The sequence below is a fragment of the Pseudomonas sp. MF7453 genome, assembly GCF_016405455.1.
In the GTDB taxonomy this organism is placed as follows: Bacteria; Pseudomonadota; Gammaproteobacteria; order Pseudomonadales; family Pseudomonadaceae; genus Aquipseudomonas; species Aquipseudomonas paralactis.
Genome location: NZ_JAEKCN010000023.1, coordinates 52,305 through 76,569 on the forward strand (window position 1 = coordinate 52,305; position 24,265 = coordinate 76,569).

A 24,265-nucleotide genomic window follows, 5' to 3' on the forward strand; every position below is an offset into this window, starting at 1 on the left:
TTGTCCTACAGCGGAGCCTCTTCATGTCCGAAGTTAATCTGTCCACCGACGAAACCCGCGTCAGCTACGGTATCGGCCGTCAGTTGGGTGACCAACTGCGCGACAACCCGCCACCGGGCGTGAGCCTGGACGCAATCCTGGCCGGCCTGACCGACGCATTTGCAGGCCAGCCGAGCCGTGTTGACCAGGAGCAAATGGCTGCCAGCTTCAAGGTGATCCGCGAGATCATGCAAGCCGAAGCCGCTGCCAAGGCTGAAGCCGCCGCGGGTGCCGGCCTGGCATTCCTGGCTGAAAACGCCAAGCGTGATGGCATCACCACCCTGGCTTCCGGCCTGCAATTTGAAGTGCTGACTGCCGGCACCGGCGCCAAGCCGACCCGTGAAGATCAAGTGCGTACCCACTACCACGGCACCTTGATCGACGGCACTGTGTTCGACAGCTCCTACGAGCGCGGCCAGCCTGCGGAATTCCCGGTTGGCGGCGTGATCGCCGGCTGGACCGAAGCCCTGCAACTGATGAATGCCGGCAGCAAATGGCGCCTGTACGTGCCGAGCGAACTGGCTTACGGCGCTCAAGGCGTTGGCAGCATCCCGCCGCACAGCGTTCTGGTATTCGACGTCGAGCTGCTCGACGTTCTGTAAGACCTGCAGGTTACCTGTTGGGACGAACGCGTTCGCCCCAACAGGCATTTGCCAGTTTCGTCATGGATGGAACTTGCCATTCAAATCGGTCGCCGGGCGCAATGCTCGGGCGTAGCAGAACAGAAACAAATTCCTCACCACTTCCTTCAGTACCCCAGGCTCACTGGAACTCAGGCCATTTACGTCCAGATCACCCTGGTCCTGTAGTTCGTTCAGCGCTTCTTCCTCAAGCACCGCGCAGACTTCGCCGGTTTCGCGATGCAGGATTCGCAGGTAAGGGTGTGGGCGATCCAGCCAGGCATCTATCAAATAAGTCATGGTCGTTCTCCTTGATGGGTTTCGATGAGAATAATTCTTATTCGTAGAATAGCAAGGGTCTATTGGCTATTTCTGGTTTTTTCTGTGTGGATATTGCGTTCGATCAACGGGGAGGGCGAAACGCCATCCCGCGGCGGGCGCGGGATGGAATGCAGCAGGATCAGACTTTGCGCACGAATTCGGACTTGAGCTTCATCGGGCCGATACCGTCGATCTTGCAGTCGATATCATGGTCGCCGTCGCACAGGCGGATGTTCTTGACCTTGGTGCCGACCTTGACCACCAGGGAGGTGCCCTTGACCTTGAGGTCCTTGATCACGGTGATGGTGTCGCCGTCCTGCAGGACATTGCCCACAGAGTCCTTCTTCACGGTTTCATCGCCAGCCACTTCGGCCTCGCCAGTGGCGGACCATTCATGGGCGCATTCCGGGCAGACCAGCTGGGCGCCGTCTTCATAGGTGTATTCGGAATTGCATTTTGGGCAGGGAGGCAACGTGCTCACTAAAGCTCCTAGAAAGTCAGGGATGGCTAAAAGTCGCACATTATATAGGGTTTTAAACGCGGGTGGGGTTGGACTCGTCCTAATGTGGGAGCTGGCTTGCCTGCGATAGCGGCAGTGAGTTCACTACAGTCATCGCAGGCAAGCCAGCTCCCACATTAAACAGCGCGGAATCAGTGAGTACGGGCGACCGCAAACTCACTCAGCTCAACCAGGGCATCCCGGTATTCACTGGCCGGCAGCGCTTCCAGGCATGTGATCGCCCGCGCCACGTAGTCACGCGCCAATTGGGCGGTGTACTCCAGGGAACCCGAGGCTTCTACGGCGGCGCGGATGGCCTCCAGGTCTTCGATCCCACCTTTCTGGATCGCCTTGCGCACCAGGGCGGCCTGTTCCGGCGTGCCTTCGCGCATGGTGTAGATCAGCGGCAAGGTCGGCTTACCCTCGGCCAGGTCGTCACCGACGTTCTTGCCCAGGGTTTCGGCATCGCCCTTGTAGTCGAGCAGGTCATCCACCAGTTGGAACGCCACGCCCAGGTGATCACCAAAGGTACGCAGGGCTTCGGCCTGTTCGGCGGTGGCGCCACACAGCGCGGCAGCACTGTGGGTAGAGGCTTCGAAGAGCATCGCGGTTTTGCCGCGAATTACTTCCATATAGGTTTCTTCGGTGGTGCTGGCGTCGCGGACCTTGGACAGCTGCAACACTTCGCCTTCGGCGATGATGCGCGTGGCCTGTGAAAGAATCTTCATCACCGGCATCGAGCCCAGTTCGACCATCATTTCGAACGAGCGCGAGTACAGGAAGTCGCCCACCAATACGCTGGGCGCGTTGCCCCACATGGCATTGGCGGTCTCGCGGCCACGGCGCATACCGGACATGTCGACCACGTCGTCATGCAGCAGGGTGGCGGTGTGCAGGAACTCGATGGTCGCGGCCAGCAAACGCAGATCGTCGCCTTCGCGGCCCAGCGCCTTGCCACACAGCAGCACTAATAAAGGACGCAGGCGTTTACCGCCCGCCGACGTAATATAGTCGCCAATTTTGGAGACCAGCGGCACTTTAGACGTCAGCTGCTGCTTGATGATGCCGTCGACGGCGCTAAAATCGTCCGCGACCGCGCGGTAGAAAGCTTGGGGTTGCATCAGCGACAGTCGCTCCAGAAGGGTTGCGCGGCATGCTAGGACCCTCACCCCCGGGTGTCAAGGCGCGATAGACGGCCCCTTGCAACACCCATTTACCTTGCGTACAATCGCGCACCCTGAACTTCCTGGGCAGCACCTGCCTTACGCAATTGCATTCGGGACGTCCATCCCATGCAGCCATGCCAGCCAATACCTCTTCTTATAAAGCGCTGGGTGAGCAGGATTATCGGAGAAATACCATGTCGTACGCAGTAATTGTTACTGGTGGCAAGCAATACAAAGTCGCCCCAGGTGAATACCTGAAGATCGAAAAACTGGAAATCGCTACTGGCGAATCCGTTACTTTTGATCGCGTTCTGTTGGTCGCCAATGGCGATGACGTGAACATCGGCGCTCCAGTTGTTGCTGGCGCTACCGTTGTGGCTGAAGTGATCTCCCAAGGTCGTCACGATAAAGTCCGCATCATCAAGTTCCGTCGTCGTAAGCACCACATGAAGCGTATGGGCCACCGCCAGTGGTACACCGAGATCAAAATCACCGGTATTCAGGCTTAATTTCAGCCTAATTCCTCACTAGGAGAATTGACTCATGGCACACAAAAAAGCTGGTGGTAGTACCCGTAACGGTCGCGACTCAGAAGCCAAACGCCTTGGCGTGAAGATGTATGGCGGCCAGAAAATCATTCCGGGCAACATCATCGTGCGTCAGCGCGGCACCCAATTCCACGCCGGTTACGGTGTTGGCATGGGTAAAGATCACACCCTCTTCGCTAAAATCGAAGGCGTGATCAAGTTCGAAGTAAAGGGCGCGTTCAACCGCCGTTACGTGAGCGTTGTCGCAGCTTAATTGCGAGATCGCTGGAAAAGCCCTGTCTTGCGACGGGGCTTTTTCGTTTGTGGAGTGAGTCTCTTGCAAAGCTGTTTGTGATGAGCTCAGGCGCAGGTTTGCGGTCGCTGATTGAGGTCGCTGCGCTCATTTTTGCAAGAGTCTTATGTCTTGGTTTCTTAAGCTCGTCCATGCGGCGAGAGGCGTTTTGTTATGAAGTTCGTTGATGAAGTTTCCATCCGAGTAAAAGCAGGCGACGGCGGTAACGGTTGCATGAGTTTCCGTCGCGAAAAATTCATCGAAAACGGTGGTCCAAACGGCGGTGACGGCGGTGACGGCGGTTCCATCTACATGATGGCCGACGAAAACCTCAACACCCTGGTCGACTACCGTTACACCCGGCACTTCGATGCCGAGCGTGGCTCCAACGGCGGCAGCACCGACTGCACCGGCAAAAAAGGTGAAGACCTGGTACTGCGCGTACCGGTCGGCACCACGATCATCGACTCCGCGACCCAGGAAGTGATTGGCGACCTGACCAAGGCCGGCCAGAAACTGATGGTTGTGCAGGGCGGCTGGCACGGTCTGGGTAACACCCGATTCAAGTCCAGTACCAACCGTGCACCACGCCAGACCACGCCGGGCAAGCCGGGCGAACAGCGTGACCTGAAGCTGGAAATGAAAGTCCTCGCCGACGTGGGCCTGTTGGGCCTGCCGAACGCCGGTAAAAGTACCTTCATCCGCTCGGTATCGGCCGCCAAGCCGAAAGTCGCCGACTACCCGTTCACCACCCTGGTGCCAAACCTGGGCGTGGTCAGCGTCGACCGCTGGAAAAGCTTCGTGGTGGCCGATATTCCTGGCCTGATCGAAGGCGCTTCCGACGGCGCCGGCCTGGGGATTCGCTTCCTCAAGCACTTGTCCCGCACCCGTTTGCTGCTGCACCTCGTCGACATGGCGCCGCTGGATGACACCAGTGCCGCCGATGCCGCCGAAGTCATCGTCAGCGAGCTGACCAAGTTCAGCCCGGCCCTGGCCGAGCGTGATCGCTGGCTGGTACTGAACAAGTGCGACCAGATTCTGGAAGAAGAGCACGAAGAGCGCGTCAAGGAAATCGTCGACCGCCTGGAGTGGGAAGGTCCGGTCTACGTGATCTCGGCCATCGCCAAAGAAGGCACCGAGCGCCTGACCCGCGACATCATGCGTTATCTGGAAGACCGTGCCGACCGCCTGGCGGCCGACCCGGTATTCAAGGCCGAGCTCGCTGAGCTTGACCAGCAGATCGAAGACGAAGCCCGTGCCCAGTTGCAGGCTCTGGACGACCAGCGTGCACTGCGCCGCAGCGGCGTGAAGTCGGTCCACGACATCGGCGACGATGATTGGGACGAAGAAGACGTGGATGATGAAGACGGTCCGGAAATCATTTACGTGCGCGATTGATTCGTTGCGATAAACTTGAACGCCGCTCCCTGGAGCGGCGTTTTGGTATCCGGGTATAACGTTATGGGCGGCGCTGGGTCGCGCGGCCCTCACTTTAAGGTTGAAGATGATGCGGAGCAAAGTGACAGGTGCGCAGCGCTGGGTCGTGAAGATCGGCAGTGCGTTGCTGACGGCCGATGGCAAGGGGTTGGATCGTGCAGCCATGAGCGTCTGGGTCGAGCAGATGGTGGCCTTGCATGAGGCCGGTGTCGAACTGGTGCTGGTGTCGTCCGGGGCGGTTGCCGCCGGGATGAGCCGCCTCGGCTGGACCGCGCGACCCAGCGCGATGCACGAACTGCAAGCCGCCGCCGCCATCGGCCAGATGGGCCTGGTGCAAGCCTGGGAGTCCAGCTTTGCCGAGCACGGCCGCCACACGGCGCAGATCCTGCTGACCCACGACGACCTGTCCGACCGCAAACGCTACCTCAACGCCCGCAGCACCTTGCGCGCCCTGGTGGAACTCAAGGTCATCCCTGTCATCAACGAAAACGATACCGTGGTCACCGACGAAATCCGTTTCGGCGACAACGACACCCTGGCTGCGCTGGTGGCCAACCTGGTGGAAGCCGACCTGCTGGTGATACTCACCGACCGCGACGGGATGTTCGACGCCGACCCGCGCAACAACCCCGATGCTCAATTGATCTACGAAGCCCGTGCCGATGACCCTGCACTGGATGCGGTCGCTGGCAGCGTCGGCGGCGCTCTGGGCCGTGGCGGTATGCAGACCAAACTGCGCGCCGCGCGCTTGGCTGCGCGTTCCGGTGCCCATACCATCATCGTCGGCGGGCGCCTGGAGCGCGTGCTGGATCGCCTCAAGGCCGGTGAGCGCATTGGTACGCTGCTGTCGCCGGAACGCGGCATGTTGGCAGCGCGCAAGCAGTGGCTGGCCGGGCATCTGCAAACCCGGGGTACATTGGTGCTGGATGCGGGTGCGGTGTCGGCGTTGTCCCAGGGCAACAAGAGCCTGTTGCCGGTGGGTGTCAAGTTGGTACAGGGCAGCTTCCGCCGTGGCGAAATGGTGGTGTGCGTCGCGCCGGACGGCCGCGAGATTGCCCGTGGCCTGGCCAACTACAGCGCCCTAGAGGCACAGAAGATTATTGGACAATCGTCTGACGCGATTGTCGGACTCTTGGGGTATATGGCGGAACCTGAACTGGTGCACCGCGATAACCTCATCCTGGTTTAAACGAAGGGAATACCCGATGCGCGTAATGAAGGGATTGCTTGGCCTGTTGCTGGCCATGCCACTGCTGGCCTCAGCCGAGGAAGTCGGCCAGGTGTCGACGGTGTTCAAGTTTGTCGGCCCCAATGACCGAATCGTGGTCGAGGCATTCGATGACCCCAAGGTCGATGGCGTGACGTGCTACCTGTCCCGTGCCAAGACCGGCGGCGTCAAAGGCGGCCTGGGCCTGGCCGAAGACCGCGCTGAAGCCTCGATTGCCTGCCGCCAGGTGGGCCCGATCCACTTCAAGGGCGAACTCAAGGACGGGGACGAAGTCTTCAAGGAACGTACCTCCCTGGTGTTCAAGACCATGCAGGTGGTGCGTTTCCTCGACAAGAAACGCAATACCCTGGTGTATCTGGTCTACAGCGACCGCCTGATCGAAGGCAGCCCGCAGAACGCGGTGACGGCTATTCCGATTTTGCCATGGCCGACCGCTCAGTAACCTGTGGGCGGGTTTTGTCATCGGCGTCTATGATTGCAGCCTCGCCGGTTGTAAGCTCCGAGAGCTGCAATGTAAAGAATATGGGATATCTGGAGTTCGTCATGAGTGCTTTCCACGATCTGAAACTCAAAGCCCTGGACGGACAAGAGCTACCGCTGGCGCCCTTCAAGGGCCAGGTTGTGCTGGTGGTCAATGTGGCGTCCAAATGTGGTTTGACCCCGCAATACGCGGCGTTGGAAAACCTCTACCAGCAATACAAGGACCAGGGATTCACGGTGCTTGGCTTGCCGTGCAACCAGTTTGCAGGCCAGGAACCGGGGAGCGAGCAAGAGATCCGCGAGTTCTGCAGCCTGAATTACGGGGTGAGCTTTCCCCTGGGCAGCAAGCTTGAGGTCAACGGCCCTGATCGTCACCAGCTGTACCGCTTGTTGGCGGGTGAGGGCGCCGAGTTTCCAGGGGATATCACCTGGAACTTCGAGAAATTCCTGTTGGGTAAAGATGGCCGGGTACTCGCACGCTTCTCACCGCGTACGTCCCCGGACGACTCGACTATCATCCAGGCCATCGAAAAAGCCCTGAGCTGAAACACACCCCCTGTAGGCGCGAGCTTGCTCGCGAAGATCGCCAACGATAACGCGTATATCCTGACTTAACGCGTGTTCCCGGATTTTTCGCGAGCAAGCTCGCTCCTACAGGTATTCGGCGACTTTTACCCCTTTAATCACCCAGATCAATAGTGCTACTAAGCGCTGCACACTGCCCATATTATCTGCGTCATAAATCCCTTCCCGGCGGAGTGCCCCATGCCTGTCCAAGCCTTGTTCAAACCCTTCCAGCTCGGTGCACTGCAACTGAAGACCCGTGTGGTCATGGCGCCCATGACCCGTTCGTTCTCTCCGGGTGGCGTACCCAATTCCAAAGTCATCGAGTACTACCGTCGTCGTGCGGCTGCCGGTGTGGGCCTGATCATCACGGAAGGCACTGTGGTCGATCACCCGGCGTCCAACGGCTACCCCAACGTCCCGCACTTCTACGGTGAAGCCGCACTGGCCGGCTGGAAGAAAGTGGTCGACGCGGTACATGCCGAAGGCGGCAAGATTGTTCCGCAGTTGTGGCATGTGGGTAGTGTGCGCCGTATCGGCACCGAGCCTGATGCCAGCGTGCCTGCTTATGGCCCGATGGAAAAGCTCAAGGACGGCAACGTGGTTGTCCACGGTATGACGCAACAGGACATCAAGGACGTGATCAACGCATTCGCCCAAGCCGCCAGGGACGCCCAGGCGATCGGCATGGACGGTGTGGAAATCCATGGCGCCCACGGCTATCTGGTGGATCAGTTCTTCTGGGAAGGCAGCAACCAACGCACCGACGAATACGGCGGCAGCCTGGCCAAGCGTTCGCGCTTTGCCATTGAACTGATCGAGGCCACCCGTGCCGCGGTCGGCCCGGACTTTCCGATTATCCTGCGTTTCTCGCAGTGGAAGCAGCAAGACTATACCGCCCGCCTGGTGCAAACCCCCGAGGCGCTGGGTGAGTTCCTCAAGCCATTGGCTGACGCCGGCGTGGATATTTTCCACTGCTCCACTCGCCGTTTCTGGGAGCCGGAGTTTGAAGGCTCCGACCTCAACCTGGCGGGCTGGACGCGTCAGCTTACGGGTAAGCCGACCATCACCGTGGGCAGTGTTGGCCTGGATGGCGAGTTCCTGCAATTTATGGTCAACACCGACAAGGTCGCGCAACCTGCCAGCCTGGAAAAGCTGCTGGAGCGCCTGAACAACGATGAGTTCGACCTGGTGGCCGTAGGGCGTGCGTTGCTGGTGGACCCGGATTGGGCCGTGAAGGTGCGCGAAGGGCGAGAGGGCGACATCTTGCCCTTCAGTCGTGAGGCGTTGATGACTCTGGTGTGAGCGGTGAGAGGGCAGGCACCGGTTGACCGTCCTCGCATACCCCACGCAGCTGGCGCTCGAATTGCTCGATAATCGCCGGCCAGCCCTGACGGCTGGCATGTTGTCGGGCATTCAAGCGCGCTCTGCGTAGCGTTTCACGCTCCTCCAGCAGCCAGATGGCCGCATCGCAAAATGCGTCTTGATCCCCAGGCATTGCCAGCGCGCCGCTATAGCCATGACGTAGATGCTGGCTGGCGGCGGCCTGGTCGTAAGCCACCACTCCCAGGCCAGACGCCATCGCTTCGAGCACCACATTGCCGAAGGTTTCGGTCAGGCTGGGGAACAGGAACAAATCCCCTGAGGCGTAATGCCTTGCCAGCTCTTCGCCGCGTTGAGTGCCGCAGAACACCGCATCGGGCAGGTCGCGTTCCAGCGACGCACGCTGGGGGCCATCACCGACGACAATCAGCTTCATCCTCCGTAGTGGGTAGGTATCCTGCAACGCATCAAAGCAACGTTTGAGCAGCCCCAGATTCTTCTCTTGGGCCAGGCGTCCGACATGCAGCACGGCGACATCGCCGCTCTCCAAACCCCAATTCTCACGCAAGGCGTTATCGCGTTTGGCAGGGTGGAACAGTTGGCTGTCCACACCTCGCGACAACATGCCCAGGCGCTCGAAATGTCGGCGCTCCAGTTCCAGGCGCTGACTGGCGCTGGGTACCAGTGTCAAGGTTGAACGGTTATGAAACCAGCGCAGGTAATGGGTGACCATGCGACTTAACAGGCTCAAACCGTATTGGTTGGAGTACTGCTGAAAATTGGTGTGAAAACCGCTGACCACGCTGATGCCCAGGCGCCGAGCTGCACGTAATGCAGACAGTCCTAACGGCCCTTCAGTTGCGATATAGAGCACATCCGGGCGCTGGCGCGTCCAACGGCGCAGCAACTTGTGCATCGACGACTGACCCCATTGCAGGCCTGGATAGCCAGGCAGTGGCCAGCCGCGGCACAGCAGCAGTTCATCGTCGCTGGGGCGGCTTTGGTCGGCACTCTGGCGTGGGCGTACCAGTTCGACCTGATGGCCGCGTGAACGCAAACCCTCACACAGACGGCCAAGGGTATTGGCCACCCCGTTGATTTCCGGCGGGAAGGTTTCGGTAATGAGGGTGATGTGAAGCGAGGCTGTCGTCATGACCCACAGTGTCGGCGTGGGCCATGTCGCCATTGTGTCAGTGTGATGATGGATTTATGACCGGGTCACGGCTTGCTGCGCCATCGCCTCGGCACCTTGCTCACGCACCCAGAACAACGTCGCCCCGGCGACCGCCGCCGGCATCATCAGCAGGTTGACCACCGGCACCAGCAGCACCAGGTAAACAATGCCGCCGAAGCTCATGCTCTGCCAGCGCTTCTGGCGCAGCCAGGCGAGCATCTCGTTCCAGCCCAGTTTGTGGTTGTCGGCCGGGTAGTCGATGTACTGGATTGCCATCATCCACACCCCAAACAGCAACCACAGCGGCGCGGCGATCAGGTTCACCACGGGAATGAACGACAGGATAAACAGGCCAATGGCCCGTGGCAGGAAGTAACCCAGCTTGCGCATCTCCCGGGCCAGGGTGCGGGGCACCATGGCGATCAGCTCGCTCCAACTGAACGGCGGGAAGTCATCGGTGCCACGTACCACCACCTCGACTTTCTCCGCGAGAAAACCGTTGAATGGCGCGGCGATAATATTGGCCAGCATGGTAAAGGTGAAAAACACCATCAGCGCCACCAGCACGACAAACAGCGGCCACAGCAGGTAATTCAAAAAGCCTAGCCAGCTGGGCAGGGTCGGTATCAAGCTATCGACCCACAGGCTGAACTGATGGCCGGCGAAATAGATCAACCCGACGAACAGCGCCAGGTTGATGACCAACGGCAGCAGTACAAACAGGCGCAGGCCGGGGCTCAATACCAGTTTGAGGCCTTCACGCAGGTATTGCGGGCCGGAAAGAGCAGGGGCAGGCATGGAGAACTCCGAGCAAGGTGACGAACGCGCCGACCTTACCGGCTTTGCACGCGATGTGAAAGCATGGGCCTCCAGGCGACATCCGGGGTTACAAAGGCATCGATTAACCTGACCAGGCGCATAGAGCGTCGCTATGAGCTGGATTGTTAATGCGTATTTCCTTAATCTTGCCCCCCTCGATACGCTGCACCCATTATTTTTCAGGACCTGGCGAGTTAAAGCCTTCCCCAAGTGCTTCGCCGTCCTTTTTTATTCCAGCCGCTCTGTGGTCCGGGCGGTCGATAGGAGTGAGTCATGTCTGATACCCGTCATTCCCGAGTGATTATTCTCGGTTCCGGCCCTGCCGGTTACAGCGCTGCCGTCTACGCTGCCCGAGCCAATCTCAAGCCGCTGCTGATCACCGGTATGCAGGCGGGCGGCCAGTTGACCACCACCACTGAAGTCGACAACTGGCCGGGCGATGTCCACGGCTTGACCGGCCCGGTGCTGATGGAACGTATGAAAGAGCACGCCGAGCGCTTTGAAACCGAGATCGTCTTCGACCATATCAACAAGGTCGACTTCTCGAAGAAGCCTTACAGCCTGACCGGTGACAGCGGTGTGTACACCTGCGACGCGCTGATCATCGCCACCGGCGCCAGCGCGCGTTACCTGGGCCTGCCGTCCGAAGAAGCGTTCATGGGCAAGGGTGTTTCCGCCTGCGCCACCTGCGACGGTTTTTTCTATCGCAACAAGCCGGTTGCCGTGGTCGGCGGTGGCAACACCGCCGTCGAAGAGGCGCTGTACCTGGCTAACATCGCCAGCACCGTGACCCTGGTTCATCGCCGCGAAACTTTCCGCGCCGAGAAAATCCTGATCGACAAGCTGCACGCCCGTGTTGCCGAAGGCAAGATCATCCTCAAGCTCAATGCCACCCTGGATGAAGTCCTGGGCGACAACATGGGTGTGACCGGTGCTCGCTTGAAAAACAACGATGGCAGCTTCGACGAGCTCAAAGTTGACGGCGTATTCATCGCCATCGGCCACACCCCGAACACCTCGCTGTTCGAAGGCGTGCTGGAGGCCAAAGACGGTTACCTGGTAGTGCAGGGCGGCCGTGAAGGCAATGCGACCGCGACCAACATCGAAGGTATCTTCGCTGCCGGTGACGTAGCTGACCATGTCTACCGCCAGGCCATTACCTCGGCCGGCGCCGGTTGCATGGCGGCCCTGGATGCCGAGCGTTACCTCGATGGTTTGAAGGACGCTTCGTTCTAAACCCGTTGAATTGAAAAAACCGGCTGCGAGGCCGGTTTTTTTATGTCCGCGATCTAGCCGACACCGCAAAACAAATGTGGGAGCTGGCTTGCCTGCGAGAGCGGTTTGATCGTCACCACCGCCATCGCGGGCAAGCCCGGCTCCCACATTGAGCGGGGTTGATTATTAAATCAGCGGGGAGTCAGAGGCTGTTCAGCAAACTTCACGCCGGCCAGCCCATGGGCAATCAACGCCCGGATATTGCCATGGTCACTGCCCTCAGGCGTCGCCACCACCGAGCGGTAATGCTCACCAAACGCCAGCAACGCTTCCTGATCATTCAAACCTTCCAGCAGTGCCAAACCCAGAGTCTTGCACGAACCTTCGTTTTGTCCGGCGGCGTTTTCCACATCACCATTGGTGAACGCTTGTGGCTGGTAGTCGTAACCGGCTGCGACGAACGCCAGGGTATCGGCAAAGAGGTGATCGCCACTGTTGAGGCTGGCGCGCAGGGTGTTCAAATCAGTCATGGGGCTTTCCTTTGGCAAACGCGGCCTGTTGGTCGGCGTTGGCTTCTTGCTGGTATTGGGCTTTCCACTCGGCGTACGGCATTCCGTACACCACTTCACGGGCGTCATCGAGGCTGAGCTCAATCTGGCGCTCGTCGGCTTCGGCCTTGTACCACTTGGACAGGCAGTTGCGGCAGAAGCCGGCGAGGTTCATCAGGTCGATATTCTGCACATCCTTGCGGCTGTCCAGGTGGGCCACCAATCGGCGAAAGGCGGCGGCTTCGAGTTCGAGGCGTTGTTGGTCGTTCATAGGGCTCACTTGCTATCAGCGGCTGGCGGCCAGAGTGATCGAAACCGACTCGGCAAAGCGCAGCGCGTGGGGTTTATCCACTTCGACTTCGGCGTACAGCACCGATTCGTTGCTCATCACCAGGTCCAGCAATTCCTGGGTCAGGCGCTCCAGCAGGGCGAAGCGATTGCCTTCCACATGGGCGATGATCGCCTTGGTGATGGTGCGGTAGTTCAAGGCATGGTCGATATCGTTGTCGCGCACAGCGTCCTGGGCGGCATACAGGATGGTCAGGTTGATCAGCACATCCTGCTTGTTGAGGATTTCGTCCTCGTTGATGCCGATAAAAGTGCGCAGGCGCAGGTCTTTGACCCGGATGCGCGCCATGCCTGGTTGAAGTTGTGGCATTGCTACTTGCTCCGTCCAATCAATTGCAGGAACTCCATGCGCGTGGTGTTCGATTCGCGGAAGGCACCGAGCATCACTGAGGTGTTCATGGTTGAGTTCTGTTTCTCCACGCCGCGCATCATCATGCACATATGCTTGGCTTCGATCACCACCGCCACGCCGGCGGCCTGAGTCACGTCCTGGATGGCGTCGGCGATTTGCCGCGTGAGGTTCTCCTGAATCTGCAGGCGCCGGGCGAACATGTCGACGATGCGTGCCAGTTTCGACAGACCCAGCACCTTGCCCGTCGGAATATAGGCCACATGTGCCTTGCCGATAAAGGGCAGCAGGTGATGCTCGCACAACGAGTACAACTCGATGTCCTTGAGGATCACCATCTCGTCATTGTCCGACGCGAACAGCGCGCCGTTGACGATTTCTTCCAGGTTCTGCTCGTAGCCATGACACAGGTACTGCATGGCCTTGGCGGCGCGCTTGGGTGTATCGAGCAGGCCCTCGCGCTCCGGGTCTTCGCCCAGGCCCTTGAGGATTTCGCGGTAGTGGTGGGGCAGGGAAAAGGTCATACAACATCCTCGAAAACGGCTTACTTGATATGCCGCCCACCGTTGACGGTCAGGGTGGTACCGGTGACATAGGGATTGTCCAGCAGGTAACGCACGCTCTGGTAGATCACTTCAGGCCCGGGCTCGATGCCCAGGGCCGACTTGGCCAGGACCCTGGCGCGATAGGCCGCGTCGTCGCCTTCATTGAACATCACCATGGCCGGCGCGATACCGTTGACTTTGATCAGCGGCGCGAACTGCGCGGCAAACGATAGCGTGAGGCTGTCGAGGCCGGCCTTGGTGGCGCAATAGGCGATGTGCTGACGGCTGCCCTTGCGCACCACGTCATCGCTGATGTGCACGATATCGGCAGGTGTCGAGCGTTGCAGCAAGGGTGAACAATGCAGGTTGATCAGGTACGGCGCAAGCATGTGCACGCTGAACATATCGATAAACGCGTGGCTTTCGTCGCCCGGTGTTTCCGCGACCCAGGCCGACGCATTGTGGATGATCGCACGCAGGCTTTGGGTATGGGATTGCAGCTGCGCGATGAAGGCAAGGATTCCGGCCTCGCTGGAAAAGTCGGCAAATATGCCGATGGCCCCTCGTTCACGTAGCGCCTGCACCCCCGGGCGTTCGCTGCGATAGCTGAAAATGACCGAATAACCTTCAGCCAACAGGCGTTCGGCACAATGCAGGCCGACGCGCTGGCCGGCACCGGTGATCAGGATCGGTGCGTGGGTTGCAATCATGGGAGGCTCAAGTCGCTGGCAGACACAAACTATACCAGCGACCCGGCCTCTATGCTCATGCAGCGGCTTCGGTGACCTTGCGCGGTGGCGAGGGGTGCAGCCAGTTCGCCAGCAGGTGTGTCGAGAGCGGAATAAAGAGGTAAACCATCAGCGGCGTCAGGGCGGCGGTGCTGACCAGTACACGGCTGAACAGGTCCAGCTCGCCAAGCAGCGGGCCCAGGCCGAAGTTGAACAACAGTGACACCGGGAAGAACGCCAGCCAAATCGCGACCGCCTGTTTCCAGCGCGGCGGGCGGGCCCCTGCGGCGCCGAACCAGCCGTCGATACCGCTGACACGATGCTCGGAAGGGTCGGCAAACAGCTCGCTGCCGCGACCGAGCCAGGCGCTGCGCGAGGCGGAAAACTCCCAGGCGTGCAGGGTTTTTTCATCGGCGAAGCGGAAGATGATCTGGAATTCATCATCGTGGGGTGGCGGGGCGAGTACGCCGGAACCCAGGTAACCCGGGAAGTCAGTGGCCAATTGCTCGCCTTCGCGCAGCCAAGCCATCAATTCTTCGTAGCGACCTTTGGCGACGCGGCGCGCAACCATCAAGGTGACGGGTGAGGTAGACATTGTGTATCTCCAGATAATCGAGTGCGCTGGGCCGGGTAAGCGGCGCACGAACGAAGCTGCGGGGGTGTTGCAGCGACGTAGAAAAAACAGGCAAGGATTATTCCTGTTTTGCCCAAATACACCAGAAACTTCGGATGGATCGCCGTAGATCTTGAATCATGGGCTTCAATGGGCGTTAAATAGGATCCAAATCCATATGGATATTGCTGACAGCTGATGCCCCAAATCATAGCTCCGTCTCTTGAAGCAGCACCCGATAGTCAGGCTGACGCCGAGGTGCTGTTTCCAATTCGTGAAGTGGCAAGACTTACAGGTGTTAACCCGGTGACATTACGTGCCTGGGAGCGTCGCTATGGCTTGATTCAGCCCGTTCGCACCGAAAGCGGGCATCGGCTGTACTCAAGCGCCGATATCGACACCGTGCATCGCATTCTCGACTGGATCGAACGCGGCGTGGCGGTGAGCAAAGTGGGGAAGATCCTGGCGCGCGATCAACTGTCCGGCGTGCCGGTTACGACATCACGCAGCGACACCGAACTGGAGTGGCAGCAGTGGCAGGCACAACTGCGGTTGGCCATCAGCGCTTTTGATGACCGTGAACTGGGGCAGTTGTACGGCCAGATCTTCAGTGCTTATTCAACGACTGTCGTATTTCAGGACATCCTGATGCCCCTCTGGCAACAACTGCTGCGTCACCAGGGGCGTTTTGGCCAAGCCAGCGAATGGCTGTTTTTCGATAACTTCCTGCGTTCGCGCACTGCTCAACGCCTGCAGTTGGCCTGTGCGTCACCGGCGCCCAGGGTGTTGCTCGCCGCCATCGCCGGTGGATGTCGTGAACTGGAACTACTGGTCGCGGGCTTATTGATGTCCAGTGACAAGCTCGCGGTAAAAGTTCTGGGTGTCGGCCAACCGCTCGATGAGTTGACGCTGATCTGCGAGAGAACTCGGCCACAAGCCCTGGTGCTGTTTTCCAACCATTCTCCCGGCGTCGAACTGCCCTCGCGGCTCAATCGTCTGGCGTTGACGCTCAATTGCCCGTTGCTGTTGGCGGGTGATGCCTCCGACCTCGCCGAGCACAGCCTGGCCGGCTCATCGGTTGGGTGCCTGGGCAATGACGGACGTTTGATGCAGCGCCGCCTGCAGCAGTTTCTCAGCGGCCGCCTGGAGACCTGAACTCAGGCGTGCACGTGAGGATGAACGAGGCGGTGCTGGTGCAGAATGAACTGGCGCAGGCGCTCGATCTCATCGGCATCACTCTGGCTCAGGCGGTAAGCGAACAGGCCTCGGGCGGTTTCCCGCTCCAGGGTGCCGCGAAGCGCGATACGTTCATAGCCGGAAGGGCTGAACCACAGGGAAAAAGTCTTGGGCGGTTTGGCCCGGCCACGCACTTCTACCAGCACGCCTTTGAATGACACTTCGTGCACCCATAGTGCACTGGGGTAGCCCTTGACGTTTTCCAGCGCCACGGGCTCTTCCAGGGCCAGGCGCCACGGGCGGATCATCGGCCCGTCTTCGAAGATGCTCGGCACGCCGAGGCGCAGATGCACCGCATGAAACTCATCCTCCACCAAGCGCAAGGGGAAGGTGAGCTGCTGGTTGTCGAACTGGGCCTGGATGGTGACCTGGTTGTGAGCGGCCAGCCGCGTGAGCAAATCACGAATCTGCGCACCGCCATTAACCGTCAGGCTCGACCACGCATCCCGCAGATTAAGCTGCGGGTTATGCTGCATGTCCTGGATAAAATCCAGTTCGTCCTGCGTCAAAAGCGTGTCGCGGTGCATTGATGTAGCTCAAGGCTGAGGCATTAAAAAGCCATTATCGCTCTAAAGACCGCATTTTTTACAGTTTGTTAATTCCACTCGTCGCCTTGAGCGCCGCGAGCTCGTTTTTCAGCTCGGCCAGCTGCGCTTCCAGCTGGGCCACGCGCTGCTGGGCCTTGACTTGAGTGGTGACATCTTTTTGCACGCCGACGAAATACGTTTGCCTGTCCGCCTCGTTGTACACCGTCGAAAGTGACAGCTCATTCCAGAAATGAGTGCCGTCCTTGCGGTAGTTGCGCAGGATCTCCCGGCACGCGCCGCCATTGTCGAGGGCATCACGAATAGCCATCAGCGCCGGCTGGTCACGGTCACCGGACTGGAGGAAGCGGCAGTCCTGATAAAGGATCTCATCCAGGGTGTAGCCGGTCAGGCGTTCAAACGCAGGGTTGACGTAGATCAGCGGTTTGTCATGGCCCTCACGCTCGGCAACGACGATCCCGTCGTTGGACGCATTGACAACCATTTGCAGCAGCTTGGCGTTAATCATTGAGCGGTCCATGGCATGTGTGTGACGGTGCAAGTTTATGGCAAGTCTTGATTCTCGCACGGTGCGCACTGAATTATCGGCACAGACTGCTAATATCCCAGGCTTTGACTCAACTACAGGATCAGATTGATGAAAGTCGCCATCCTTTCCGGCTCGGTCTACGGTACGGCTGAAGAAGTCGCTCGCCACGCGGAAAAAATCCTCAAGGACGCCGGTTTTGAAGCCTGGCACAACCCTCGCGCCAGTCTGGGCGAGATTCAGGCGTTTGCTCCCGATGCGTTGCTTGCGGTGACCTCGACCACCGGCATGGGCGAATTGCCCGACAACCTGCAACCTCTGTACTCAAGCATTCGCGACCAACTTCCCGCCGCCTGGCGCGGCCTGCCGGGTGCGGTTATCGGCCTGGGCGACGCCAGTTATGGCGATACGTTCTGTGGCGGCGGCGAACAAATGCGCGAACTGTTCGGCGAGCTGGGCGTACGTGAAGTACTGCCGATGCTGCGCCTGGACGCCAGCGAAAGCGTGACCCCCGAAGCCGACGCCGAGCCTTGGCTGGCTGAACTGATTATCGCGCTGCGCGGCTGAACGTAGGAGGGCGCCGTTATTGACGGCGCTTTTTGTACTATTCTCATGACTGACTCGCTCGGTCATCAAGCTGGCTGCGAAGGCAACTCCTTGCGCCTCGGCGTCTGACTAGACTGGCTCTCACTGTAGACGCAATAACCAGTGCGCCAAGGAGGACGTTGCCGTGAGCCTAGCCCCTGCTTCATCGCCGCAAAACATCAAAGCCCAGGTCAGTGCTGCCGAATGGCAAACCCGCGTTGACCTGGCGGCCTGTTATCGCCTGGTGGCGATGCATGGGTGGGATGACCTGATCTTCACGCATATTTCCGCCAAGGTGCCGGGCACGGAAGATTTTCTGATCAACCCTTACGGGCTGATGTTCCACGAAATCACCGCCTCAAGCCTGGTCAAGGTCGACCAGGCCGGCAACAAGCAAATGGACAGCCCCTACGAGATCAACCCCGCAGGCTATACCATCCACAGCGCCATCCACGAAGTGCGCCATGATGTGACCTGCGTGCTGCACACCCACACCGCTGCGGGCGTGGCGGTTTGCGCACAAAAGCAGGGTGTATTGCCCATCAGCCAGCAATCATTGTTTGTGCTGTCCAGCCTGGGCTATCACGCCTATGAAGGCGTGGCGCTGAACCACGAGGAAAAAGCCCGTTTGCAGGCGGACCTGGGACAAAACAATTTCCTCATGCTGCATAACCACGGCCTGCTGACCTGCGCCGGCACCATCGCCGATACCTTCCTGATGATGTTCACCTTCCAGCGCGCCTGCGAGATTCAGGTGCTGGCGCAAAACGGTGCAGCGCAGTTGATCACCATTGAGCCGCAAATTCTGGCAGGCGCCAAGGCGATGGTGGCAGCTGTCACAAAAAGCGCCCAAGGTATGGGTGGTGCGCTTGCCTGGCCGGCGCTGCTGCGCAAATTGGACCAACAGGACCCTGGGTATAAAAGCTGATGCCACTCGCCGAGATACCGCTCAGAGCCTGGCGTAAACGCGGCCAGAACTTCGTCTTTCGTGGGCGTACCCTGCGTTATTGGGTGGCCGGGCAGGGCACACCGCTGCTGCTGATCCATGGCTTCCCCACCGCCAGTTGGGATTGGCACTACCTGTGGCAGCCCTTGGCCCAGCGCAACCTGGTGATTGCCTGCGACATGCTCGGTTTTGGTGACTCGGCCAAGCCCCTGAATCACGACTATTGCCTGCTGGAGCAAGCCGACTTGCAACAGGCGTTGCTTGAGCATTTGGGCGTGGAACAGCCGGTGCATGTATTGGCCCATGACTACGGCGACAGCGTCGCCCAGGAGTTGCTGGCCCGGCATTACGAAGGCCGGTTCCAGATGGCCAGTTGCGTATTTCTCAATGGAGGACTGTTCCCGGAAACCCACTGCCCCACGCTGGTGCAAAAATTATTGCTCAGCCCGTTGGGCTGGATGATCGGCCGGGCTTTTGGGCGCAATGCCCTGGCCAGCAGTTTCAGCCAGATCTTCGGCCCGCAGACGCGGCCCAGTGAAAGCGCGCTGGACGACTTTTGGAGTTTGATCAGTTGCAATGACGGGCCGCGTATCCTGCACAAACTGATCGCCTACATTCCCCAGCGTCGACGCCTGCGTGATCGCTGGGTGGCCGCCATGCAGCGCGGCGCCTTGCCGTTGCGGGTGATCGATGGCGGGGTGGACCCGATTTCCGGTGCTCATATGGTCGAGCGCTTCGAGCAACTGGTGCCCCACGCCGACACGGTATTGCTGGCCGATATCGGCCATTACCCGCAGATCGAGGCGCCGGTGCAGGTGCTCAGGCATTACCAGGCATTTCGGGATCGCATCAGCCAGGCGTCGCCGCAGTCGGTCTACTCCTGAGCCGGGTTTCTACCGCGGCATCATCCTGATGCCTTATCGAGCACCATTCAGCCTCGGGCGTTTTTATTGTGACCAAAGGCCTCGTGCGTGACACTCTGCCTATTCCCATTGTCGCCAGCGGAGTTCGGTATGAGTGAATCAGTGCAGTTTCAGGATAAGGTCGTGATCGTCACCGGTGCTGGCGGTGGCCTGGGCCGTGCCCATGCGCTGCTGTTCGCCAGGCACGGGGCCAAAGTGCTGGTCAATGACCTGGGTGGCTCCACCCAGGGCGAGGGCGCCAACGCCTCGGCGGCCGACCGTGTGGTGGCCGAGATTCGTGCAGCAGGCGGCATTGCCGAGGCCAACCATGACTCGGTCACCGACGGTGACAAGATCGTACAGAACGCTCTGGACGCGTTCGGCCGGATCGACGTGGTAGTCAACAACGCCGGGATCCTGCGCGACAAGACTTTCCACAAGATGGACGACGGCGACTGGGACCTGGTTTACCGGGTGCATGTCGAAGGCGCCTACAAGGTCACGCGTGCCGCCTGGCCCCATCTGCGCGAGCAGGGTTATGGTCGCGTGATCTTCACCGCCTCCACGTCAGGCATCTACGGCAACTTCGGCCAGTCCAACTATGGCATGGCCAAGTTGGGCCTGTATGGGTTGACCCGCACCCTGGCACTGGAAGGTCGCAAGAACAACATCCTGGTCAACGCCATCGCTCCCACCGGCGGTACGCGCATGACTGAAGGGCTGATCCCGCCACAGGTATTCGAGCGCCTCAAACCGGAACTGGTCAGCCCGTTGGTGGTGTACCTGGGCAGCGAAGCCTGTCAGGAAACGTCAGGGTTGTTCGAAGTGGGTGGCGGCTGGATCGGCAAGACCCGTTGGGAGCGCAGCCTGGGAGTGGGTTTTGATCCTGAAGCGGGCTTCTCGCCGGACGACGTGGCGGCGCACTGGCAACAGATCTGCGATTTTGAAGGCGCCGCACATCCCAAGGACAACATTGAGGCATTGAAGGAGATGATGGCCAACTTGCAGAAGTTCAGCCTCTGATCATTGCCGGAACCTCACTGAATCTTGCGGGGCGTCGATGACGCCCCGTTTTATTTCAGGCATAAAAAAGGCCGCTGCATAAGCAGCGGCCGAAGTCAGACGTTGGATCAAGGAGCGACAAATCAACGTCAGTGAACACCGATAACAGACTGAATAAGCGATCAATCCGTTGTAAATCTGCTGTTCTCCCCAAGGCGGGAGCGGGCCATTTGCCCTGAAAGCCAGGCAAGAATAGTCGCTTGTAACAAAATGAGTAATAGCAGTTCAGGACAAGGACTGTTACCAATTTCGCAACAGTAAACGGGGTTCATCGATTCTTCTGATAACGCACCATCCACCTCATTCATACCCCGGCCCAAACCCCGGCCAGTGCGCCCGTTCATCCTTTCGAGCGACAACACGAATACCTCCTTGGTGCGCTTATCGCTCCTGATGCACGGCAGTAGGGTGGAACCTTCTGTCACTCACCGGGGAAGACGCATGACAAAAACAATAATGCGCGCCATCTTCACGCCACAGGCGCTGGCCATTGCGGTTGCGCTGGGCTGCTGTGCCCAGGCGCAGGCTGTTTCGTTCACTATCGGCGAGATCGAAGGGCAATTCGATTCCTCGCTGTCGGTCGGTGCCAGTTGGGGCACGCGCGATGCCGACAAAAGCCTGGTCGGCACTGTCAACGGTGGTTCAGGCCAGGCGTCTACCGGGGATGACGGGCGCCTTAATTTCAAGAAGGGCGAGACCTTCTCCAAGATCTTCAAGGGGCTGCACGACCTTGAACTGAAGTACGGCGACACCGGTGTGTTTGTTCGCGGCAAGTATTGGTATGACTTCGAGCTCAAGGACGAAGACCGCGAGTTCAAGCCGATCAGCGACCACAACCGCAAGGAAGGCGCCAAATCCAGCGGCGCGCAGATCCTTGATGCCTTCGTCTACCACAACTACTCCCTGGGCGACCTGCCCGGCACGGTGCGCGCCGGCAAGCAGGTGGTCAGTTGGGGCGAGAGCACCTTCATCGGTAACTCCATCAACAGCATCAACCCGATCGACGTGTCGGCGTTCCGGCGTCCGGGTGCCGAGATCAAGGAAGGCTTGATCCCGGTGAACATGCTGTTTGCGTCCCAGAGCTTGACCAATCAACTGACTGTGGAGGGCTTCTACCAGCTGGAATGGGACCAGACGGTGCTCGACAACTGCGGCACCTTCTTCGGCGGCGATGTGGCGGCGGATGGCTGCACCAATAACTACACCGTGGGCAGCCCGGCAATCCGACCGCTGCAACCGGTGGCCGCTGCCTTTGGCCAAGGGTTTGGCGTGACCAATGAAGGTGTGATTGTGCGGCGTGCCGGTGACCGCGATGCGCGTGACTCCGGCCAATTCGGCGCGGCCCTGCGTTGGCTGGGTGATGACACCGAATACGGCCTGTACTTCATGAACTACCACAGCCGCACACCGACTGTCGGCACCCTGACCGCCAATACCAACCTGGCCACCATCGGGCGCATCATCAACACCGCCAACGCCCTGGCACCCGGTTCCGGGGGCGGTTTGGCCCAAAGCACCATGCTCGGCCGCGGCCAGTACTACCTGGATTACCCGGAAGACATCCGCCTGTTCGGCGCCAGTTTCTCCACCACCTTGCCCACGGGCACGGCGTGGACCGGCGAAATCAGCTATCGGCCCAATGCGCCGGTGCAACTCAACACCACTGACCTGACCCTGGCCTTGGTCAACCCGATCGCGGGCCAACTCGCCTCCCCCATCCGCAGCAATTTCGGCGATGACAACAAAGGCTACCGCCGCAAGGAAATCACCCAGATCCAAAGCACCATGACCCAGTTCTTCGACCAGGTCCTGGGCGCCGAGCGCCTGACGCTGGTGGGCGAAGCGGCGGTCGTGCACGTTGCTGGCCTGGAAGACAAAACCAAACTGCGCTACGGCCGTGATTCGGTGTACGGCGCCTACGGTTTTGAAGGTGACACCGACGGTTTTGTCACCTCCACCTCCTGGGGCTACCGCGCACGGGCGATTCTTGACTACAACAACGCCATTGCCGGCGTGAACCTCAAGCCCAACCTGTCCTGGTCCCATGACGTGGCCGGTTACGGCCCCAACGGCCTGTTCAACAAGGGCGCCAAGGCTATCAGCGTCGGTGTGGATGCGGACTACCGCAGCACCTACACCGCGAGCCTGAGCTACACCGACTTTTTTGGCGGTGACTACAACACCCTGACCGACCGTGACTTCCTCGCCCTCAGCTTCGGCGTGAACTTCTGATCTGTTTCAAAGAAGGACAAGACCTATGCGTAAGATGATTGCAGTGATGGCCCTGAGTGTATTGGCCGCCAACGTGATGGCGGCGGTATCGCCCGAAGAAGCCGCCAGGCTCGGCACCAGCCTGACCCCGGTCGGCGCGGAAAAAGCCGGCAACGCCGATGGCTCGATTCCAGCCTGGACCGGCGGCATCCCCAAGAATGCAGGCGCGGTGGACAGCAAGGGGTTTCTCGCCGACCCCTTCGCCAGTGAAAAACCCCTGTTCGTGATCACCGCTGCTACGGTGGACAAGTACAAGGACAAGCTCTCCGACGGCCAGGTGGCGATGTTCAAGCGCTATCCCGAGACCTACAAGATCCCGGTGTACCCCAGCCATCGCACGGTCAATTTGCCGGCGGACATCTATGAGTCGATCAAGCGCAGCGCCGTGAATGTCAAGGCGATCAACGATGGCAACGGCCTGGAGAACTTCACCGGCAACCGTTATTACGCGTTCCCGATCCCGAAAAATGGCGTTGAGGTACTTTGGAACCACATCACTCGTTACCACGGCGGCAACCTGCGCCGCATCATTACCCAGGCTACGCCGCAGACCAACGGCAGCTACACACCGATCCGCTTCGAGGAAGAAGTGGCGGTGCCGCAAGCCATTGCGGACATCGACCCGGCCAAGGCAGCCAACGTGCTGAGTTTCTTCAAGCAATCGGTGACCGCCCCGGCACGTCTGGCGGGTAACGTGCTGCTGGTGCACGAAACCCTCGACCAGGTGAAAGAGCCGCGCCTGGCCTGGATCTACAATGCCGGCCAGCGCCGTGTACGGCGCGCGCCGCAGGTGTCCTACGACGGGCCAGGCACCGCCTCGGACGGCTTGCGCACCACCGATAACTTCGACATGTTCTCCGGTGCCCCCGATCGCTATGACTGGAAACTGGTGGGCAAGAAGGAGATGTACATCCCCTATAACAGCTACAAGCTCGATTCCCCGAGCCTCAAGTACGACGACATCATCAAGGCCGGGCATATCAACCAGGACCTGACCCGCTATGAGCTGCACCGCGTGTGGGAAGTGGTCGGTACCGTTAAACCCAGCGAGCGGCACATCTACGCCAAGCGCCATATGTATATCGATGAAGACAGCTGGCAGGTTGCGCTGGTAGACCATTACGACGGCCGCGGCCAACTGTGGCGCGTTGCCGAAGGCCATTCGCAGTTCTATTACGACCACCAGGTGCCGGCCTACACCGTGGAAACCCTGTACGACCTGATTGCCGGACGCTACATCGCGCTGGGCATGAAGAACGAGGAGAAAAGCAGCTTCGTGTTTGGCTTCGCGGCCAAGGCGGCGGACTACACCCCGGCGGCGCTGAGGTCGGCGGGCGTTCGCTGATTCCACACTGAA

29 protein-coding genes are annotated in these 24,265 nt (G+C 59.7%); 16 read left to right on the forward strand and 13 right to left on the reverse strand.

Annotated elements, in window-relative coordinates; translation table 11 throughout:
• The first annotated feature begins 23 nt into the window (after positions 1 to 23).
• On the forward strand, positions 24 to 641 hold the full coding sequence (locus JFT63_RS26405) for an FKBP-type peptidyl-prolyl cis-trans isomerase (protein ID WP_014719893.1): 618 nt from the start codon (positions 24 to 26) through the stop codon (positions 639 to 641).
• A 60-nt stretch (positions 642 to 701) separates the two neighbouring features.
• Here the strand turns inward: JFT63_RS26405 and JFT63_RS26410 are convergent, their stop codons facing one another.
• The 3 genes from JFT63_RS26410 to JFT63_RS26420 form a co-directional block, all read right to left on the reverse strand.
• Positions 702 to 959, reverse strand: a complete 258-nt coding sequence (locus JFT63_RS26410) for a PA4570 family protein (protein ID WP_005791321.1) — start codon at positions 957 to 959, stop codon at positions 702 to 704.
• A gap of 160 nt (positions 960 to 1,119) precedes the next feature.
• Positions 1,120 to 1,461: a zinc ribbon domain-containing protein YjdM gene (locus tag JFT63_RS26415; RefSeq protein ID WP_057703972.1), complete on the reverse strand. Its 342-nt coding sequence runs from the start codon at positions 1,459 to 1,461 to the stop codon at positions 1,120 to 1,122.
• A gap of 170 nt (positions 1,462 to 1,631) precedes the next feature.
• Complete coding sequence (locus JFT63_RS26420) at positions 1,632 to 2,600, reverse strand: polyprenyl synthetase family protein (protein WP_057703971.1); 969 nt, start codon at positions 2,598 to 2,600, stop codon at positions 1,632 to 1,634.
• A 239-nt stretch (positions 2,601 to 2,839) separates the two neighbouring features.
• Here JFT63_RS26420 and rplU point away from each other — a divergent pair, with 239 nt between their 5' ends.
• The 7 genes from rplU (at position 2,840) to JFT63_RS26455 (ending at position 8,478) form a co-directional block, all read left to right on the forward strand.
• On the forward strand, positions 2,840 to 3,154 hold the full coding sequence (rplU, locus tag JFT63_RS26425) for a 50S ribosomal protein L21 (RefSeq protein ID WP_003176051.1): 315 nt from the start codon (positions 2,840 to 2,842) through the stop codon (positions 3,152 to 3,154).
• Between the two features lie 34 nt (positions 3,155 to 3,188).
• Complete coding sequence (gene rpmA / locus JFT63_RS26430; protein WP_003176049.1) at positions 3,189 to 3,446, forward strand: 50S ribosomal protein L27; 258 nt, start codon at positions 3,189 to 3,191, stop codon at positions 3,444 to 3,446.
• Between the two features lie 192 nt (positions 3,447 to 3,638).
• Entirely contained in the window at positions 3,639 to 4,862 is a 1,224-nt protein-coding gene (gene cgtA / locus JFT63_RS26435; protein WP_005791308.1) for an Obg family GTPase CgtA, read from the forward strand.
• A gap of 109 nt (positions 4,863 to 4,971) precedes the next feature.
• On the forward strand, positions 4,972 to 6,090 hold the full coding sequence (gene proB, locus JFT63_RS26440; protein WP_057013120.1) for a glutamate 5-kinase: 1,119 nt from the start codon (positions 4,972 to 4,974) through the stop codon (positions 6,088 to 6,090).
• Positions 6,091 to 6,106: 16 nt separating this feature from the next.
• Positions 6,107 to 6,571 (forward strand): CreA family protein, encoded by a 465-nt coding sequence (locus tag JFT63_RS26445; RefSeq protein ID WP_003194082.1) that lies wholly within the window; start codon positions 6,107 to 6,109, stop codon positions 6,569 to 6,571.
• 101 nt (positions 6,572 to 6,672) lie between these two features.
• Positions 6,673 to 7,155 (forward strand): glutathione peroxidase, encoded by a 483-nt coding sequence (locus JFT63_RS26450; protein WP_198845095.1) that lies wholly within the window; start codon positions 6,673 to 6,675, stop codon positions 7,153 to 7,155.
• Between the two features lie 219 nt (positions 7,156 to 7,374).
• Positions 7,375 to 8,478 carry an NADH:flavin oxidoreductase gene (locus JFT63_RS26455; RefSeq protein ID WP_198707310.1) on the forward strand — a complete coding sequence of 368 codons (1,104 nt, stop codon included), beginning with the start codon at positions 7,375 to 7,377 and terminating at the stop codon, positions 8,476 to 8,478.
• On the opposite strand, the gene JFT63_RS26460 is transcribed toward JFT63_RS26455, so the two are convergent.
• Together JFT63_RS26460 and cysZ are read right to left on the reverse strand one after the other, a co-directional pair.
• Positions 8,447 to 9,649, reverse strand: coding sequence for a glycosyltransferase family 4 protein (locus JFT63_RS26460; protein WP_198845096.1), 1,203 nt, complete (start codon positions 9,647 to 9,649; stop codon positions 8,447 to 8,449). The genes JFT63_RS26455 and JFT63_RS26460 overlap by 32 nt on opposite strands.
• A gap of 54 nt (positions 9,650 to 9,703) precedes the next feature.
• Entirely contained in the window at positions 9,704 to 10,468 is a 765-nt protein-coding gene (cysZ, locus tag JFT63_RS26465) for a sulfate transporter CysZ (RefSeq protein ID WP_057703967.1), read from the reverse strand.
• 294 nt (positions 10,469 to 10,762) lie between these two features.
• Between cysZ and trxB the strand changes: the two genes are divergently transcribed.
• Positions 10,763 to 11,725: a thioredoxin-disulfide reductase gene (gene trxB, locus JFT63_RS26470; protein ID WP_003194076.1), complete on the forward strand. Its 963-nt coding sequence runs from the start codon at positions 10,763 to 10,765 to the stop codon at positions 11,723 to 11,725.
• Between the two features lie 170 nt (positions 11,726 to 11,895).
• On the opposite strand, the gene JFT63_RS26475 is transcribed toward trxB, so the two are convergent.
• From JFT63_RS26475 to JFT63_RS26500, 6 genes are read right to left on the reverse strand one after another with little or no spacing between them, the layout of a single operon-like run.
• Positions 11,896 to 12,234: a HopJ type III effector protein gene (locus JFT63_RS26475; RefSeq protein WP_057703966.1), complete on the reverse strand. Its 339-nt coding sequence runs from the start codon at positions 12,232 to 12,234 to the stop codon at positions 11,896 to 11,898.
• Positions 12,227 to 12,523: a DUF1244 domain-containing protein gene (locus JFT63_RS26480; protein ID WP_003194074.1), complete on the reverse strand. Its 297-nt coding sequence runs from the start codon at positions 12,521 to 12,523 to the stop codon at positions 12,227 to 12,229. Before JFT63_RS26480 ends, JFT63_RS26475 begins: the two co-directional genes overlap by 8 nt.
• A 15-nt stretch (positions 12,524 to 12,538) precedes the next feature.
• Positions 12,539 to 12,910 carry a dihydroneopterin triphosphate 2'-epimerase gene (folX, locus tag JFT63_RS26485; protein ID WP_057703964.1) on the reverse strand — a complete coding sequence of 124 codons (372 nt, stop codon included), beginning with the start codon at positions 12,908 to 12,910 and terminating at the stop codon, positions 12,539 to 12,541.
• Between the two features lie 2 nt (positions 12,911 to 12,912).
• Complete coding sequence (gene folE / locus JFT63_RS26490; protein WP_057703963.1) at positions 12,913 to 13,473, reverse strand: GTP cyclohydrolase I FolE; 561 nt, start codon at positions 13,471 to 13,473, stop codon at positions 12,913 to 12,915.
• 20 nt (positions 13,474 to 13,493) lie between these two features.
• Positions 13,494 to 14,204, reverse strand: a complete 711-nt coding sequence (folM, locus tag JFT63_RS26495) for a dihydromonapterin reductase (RefSeq protein WP_233102416.1) — start codon at positions 14,202 to 14,204, stop codon at positions 13,494 to 13,496.
• A gap of 55 nt (positions 14,205 to 14,259) precedes the next feature.
• Positions 14,260 to 14,817 (reverse strand): antibiotic biosynthesis monooxygenase, encoded by a 558-nt coding sequence (locus JFT63_RS26500; RefSeq protein WP_186559865.1) that lies wholly within the window; start codon positions 14,815 to 14,817, stop codon positions 14,260 to 14,262.
• Between the two features lie 216 nt (positions 14,818 to 15,033).
• On the opposite strand from JFT63_RS26500, the gene JFT63_RS26505 reads away from it, so the two are divergent.
• The gene (locus JFT63_RS26505) at positions 15,034 to 15,990 is read left to right on the forward strand and encodes a MerR family transcriptional regulator (protein ID WP_198845097.1); all 957 of its coding nucleotides are present in this window, start codon (positions 15,034 to 15,036) and stop codon (positions 15,988 to 15,990) included.
• Positions 15,991 to 15,992: 2 nt separating this feature from the next.
• Here JFT63_RS26505 and JFT63_RS26510 read toward each other — a convergent pair whose 3' ends face one another.
• Positions 15,993 to 16,598: a hypothetical protein gene (locus tag JFT63_RS26510; RefSeq protein WP_057703959.1), complete on the reverse strand. Its 606-nt coding sequence runs from the start codon at positions 16,596 to 16,598 to the stop codon at positions 15,993 to 15,995.
• A gap of 58 nt (positions 16,599 to 16,656) precedes the next feature.
• Positions 16,657 to 17,124, reverse strand: coding sequence for a PAS domain-containing protein (locus tag JFT63_RS26515; RefSeq protein WP_057703958.1), 468 nt, complete (start codon positions 17,122 to 17,124; stop codon positions 16,657 to 16,659).
• 129 nt (positions 17,125 to 17,253) lie between these two features.
• Here JFT63_RS26515 and JFT63_RS26520 point away from each other — a divergent pair, with 129 nt between their 5' ends.
• The 6 genes from JFT63_RS26520 (at position 17,254) to JFT63_RS26545 (ending at position 24,253) form a co-directional block, all read left to right on the forward strand.
• A complete protein-coding gene (locus JFT63_RS26520; protein ID WP_057703957.1) occupies positions 17,254 to 17,709 on the forward strand; it encodes a flavodoxin in 456 nt (151 codons plus the stop codon).
• A 163-nt stretch (positions 17,710 to 17,872) separates the two neighbouring features.
• On the forward strand, positions 17,873 to 18,655 hold the full coding sequence (locus JFT63_RS26525; RefSeq protein WP_198845098.1) for a class II aldolase/adducin family protein: 783 nt from the start codon (positions 17,873 to 17,875) through the stop codon (positions 18,653 to 18,655).
• On the forward strand, positions 18,655 to 19,557 hold the full coding sequence (locus tag JFT63_RS26530; protein WP_198845099.1) for an alpha/beta fold hydrolase: 903 nt from the start codon (positions 18,655 to 18,657) through the stop codon (positions 19,555 to 19,557). Before JFT63_RS26525 ends, JFT63_RS26530 begins: the two co-directional genes overlap by 1 nt.
• Before the next feature lie 129 nt (positions 19,558 to 19,686).
• The gene (locus JFT63_RS26535; RefSeq protein WP_198845100.1) at positions 19,687 to 20,598 is read left to right on the forward strand and encodes an SDR family oxidoreductase; all 912 of its coding nucleotides are present in this window, start codon (positions 19,687 to 19,689) and stop codon (positions 20,596 to 20,598) included.
• 480 nt (positions 20,599 to 21,078) lie between these two features.
• Complete coding sequence (locus JFT63_RS26540; protein WP_198707315.1) at positions 21,079 to 22,869, forward strand: DUF1302 domain-containing protein; 1,791 nt, start codon at positions 21,079 to 21,081, stop codon at positions 22,867 to 22,869.
• A 25-nt stretch (positions 22,870 to 22,894) separates the two neighbouring features.
• On the forward strand, positions 22,895 to 24,253 hold the full coding sequence (locus JFT63_RS26545) for a DUF1329 domain-containing protein (protein ID WP_057703952.1): 1,359 nt from the start codon (positions 22,895 to 22,897) through the stop codon (positions 24,251 to 24,253).
• Positions 24,254 to 24,265: the final 12 nt, after the last annotated feature.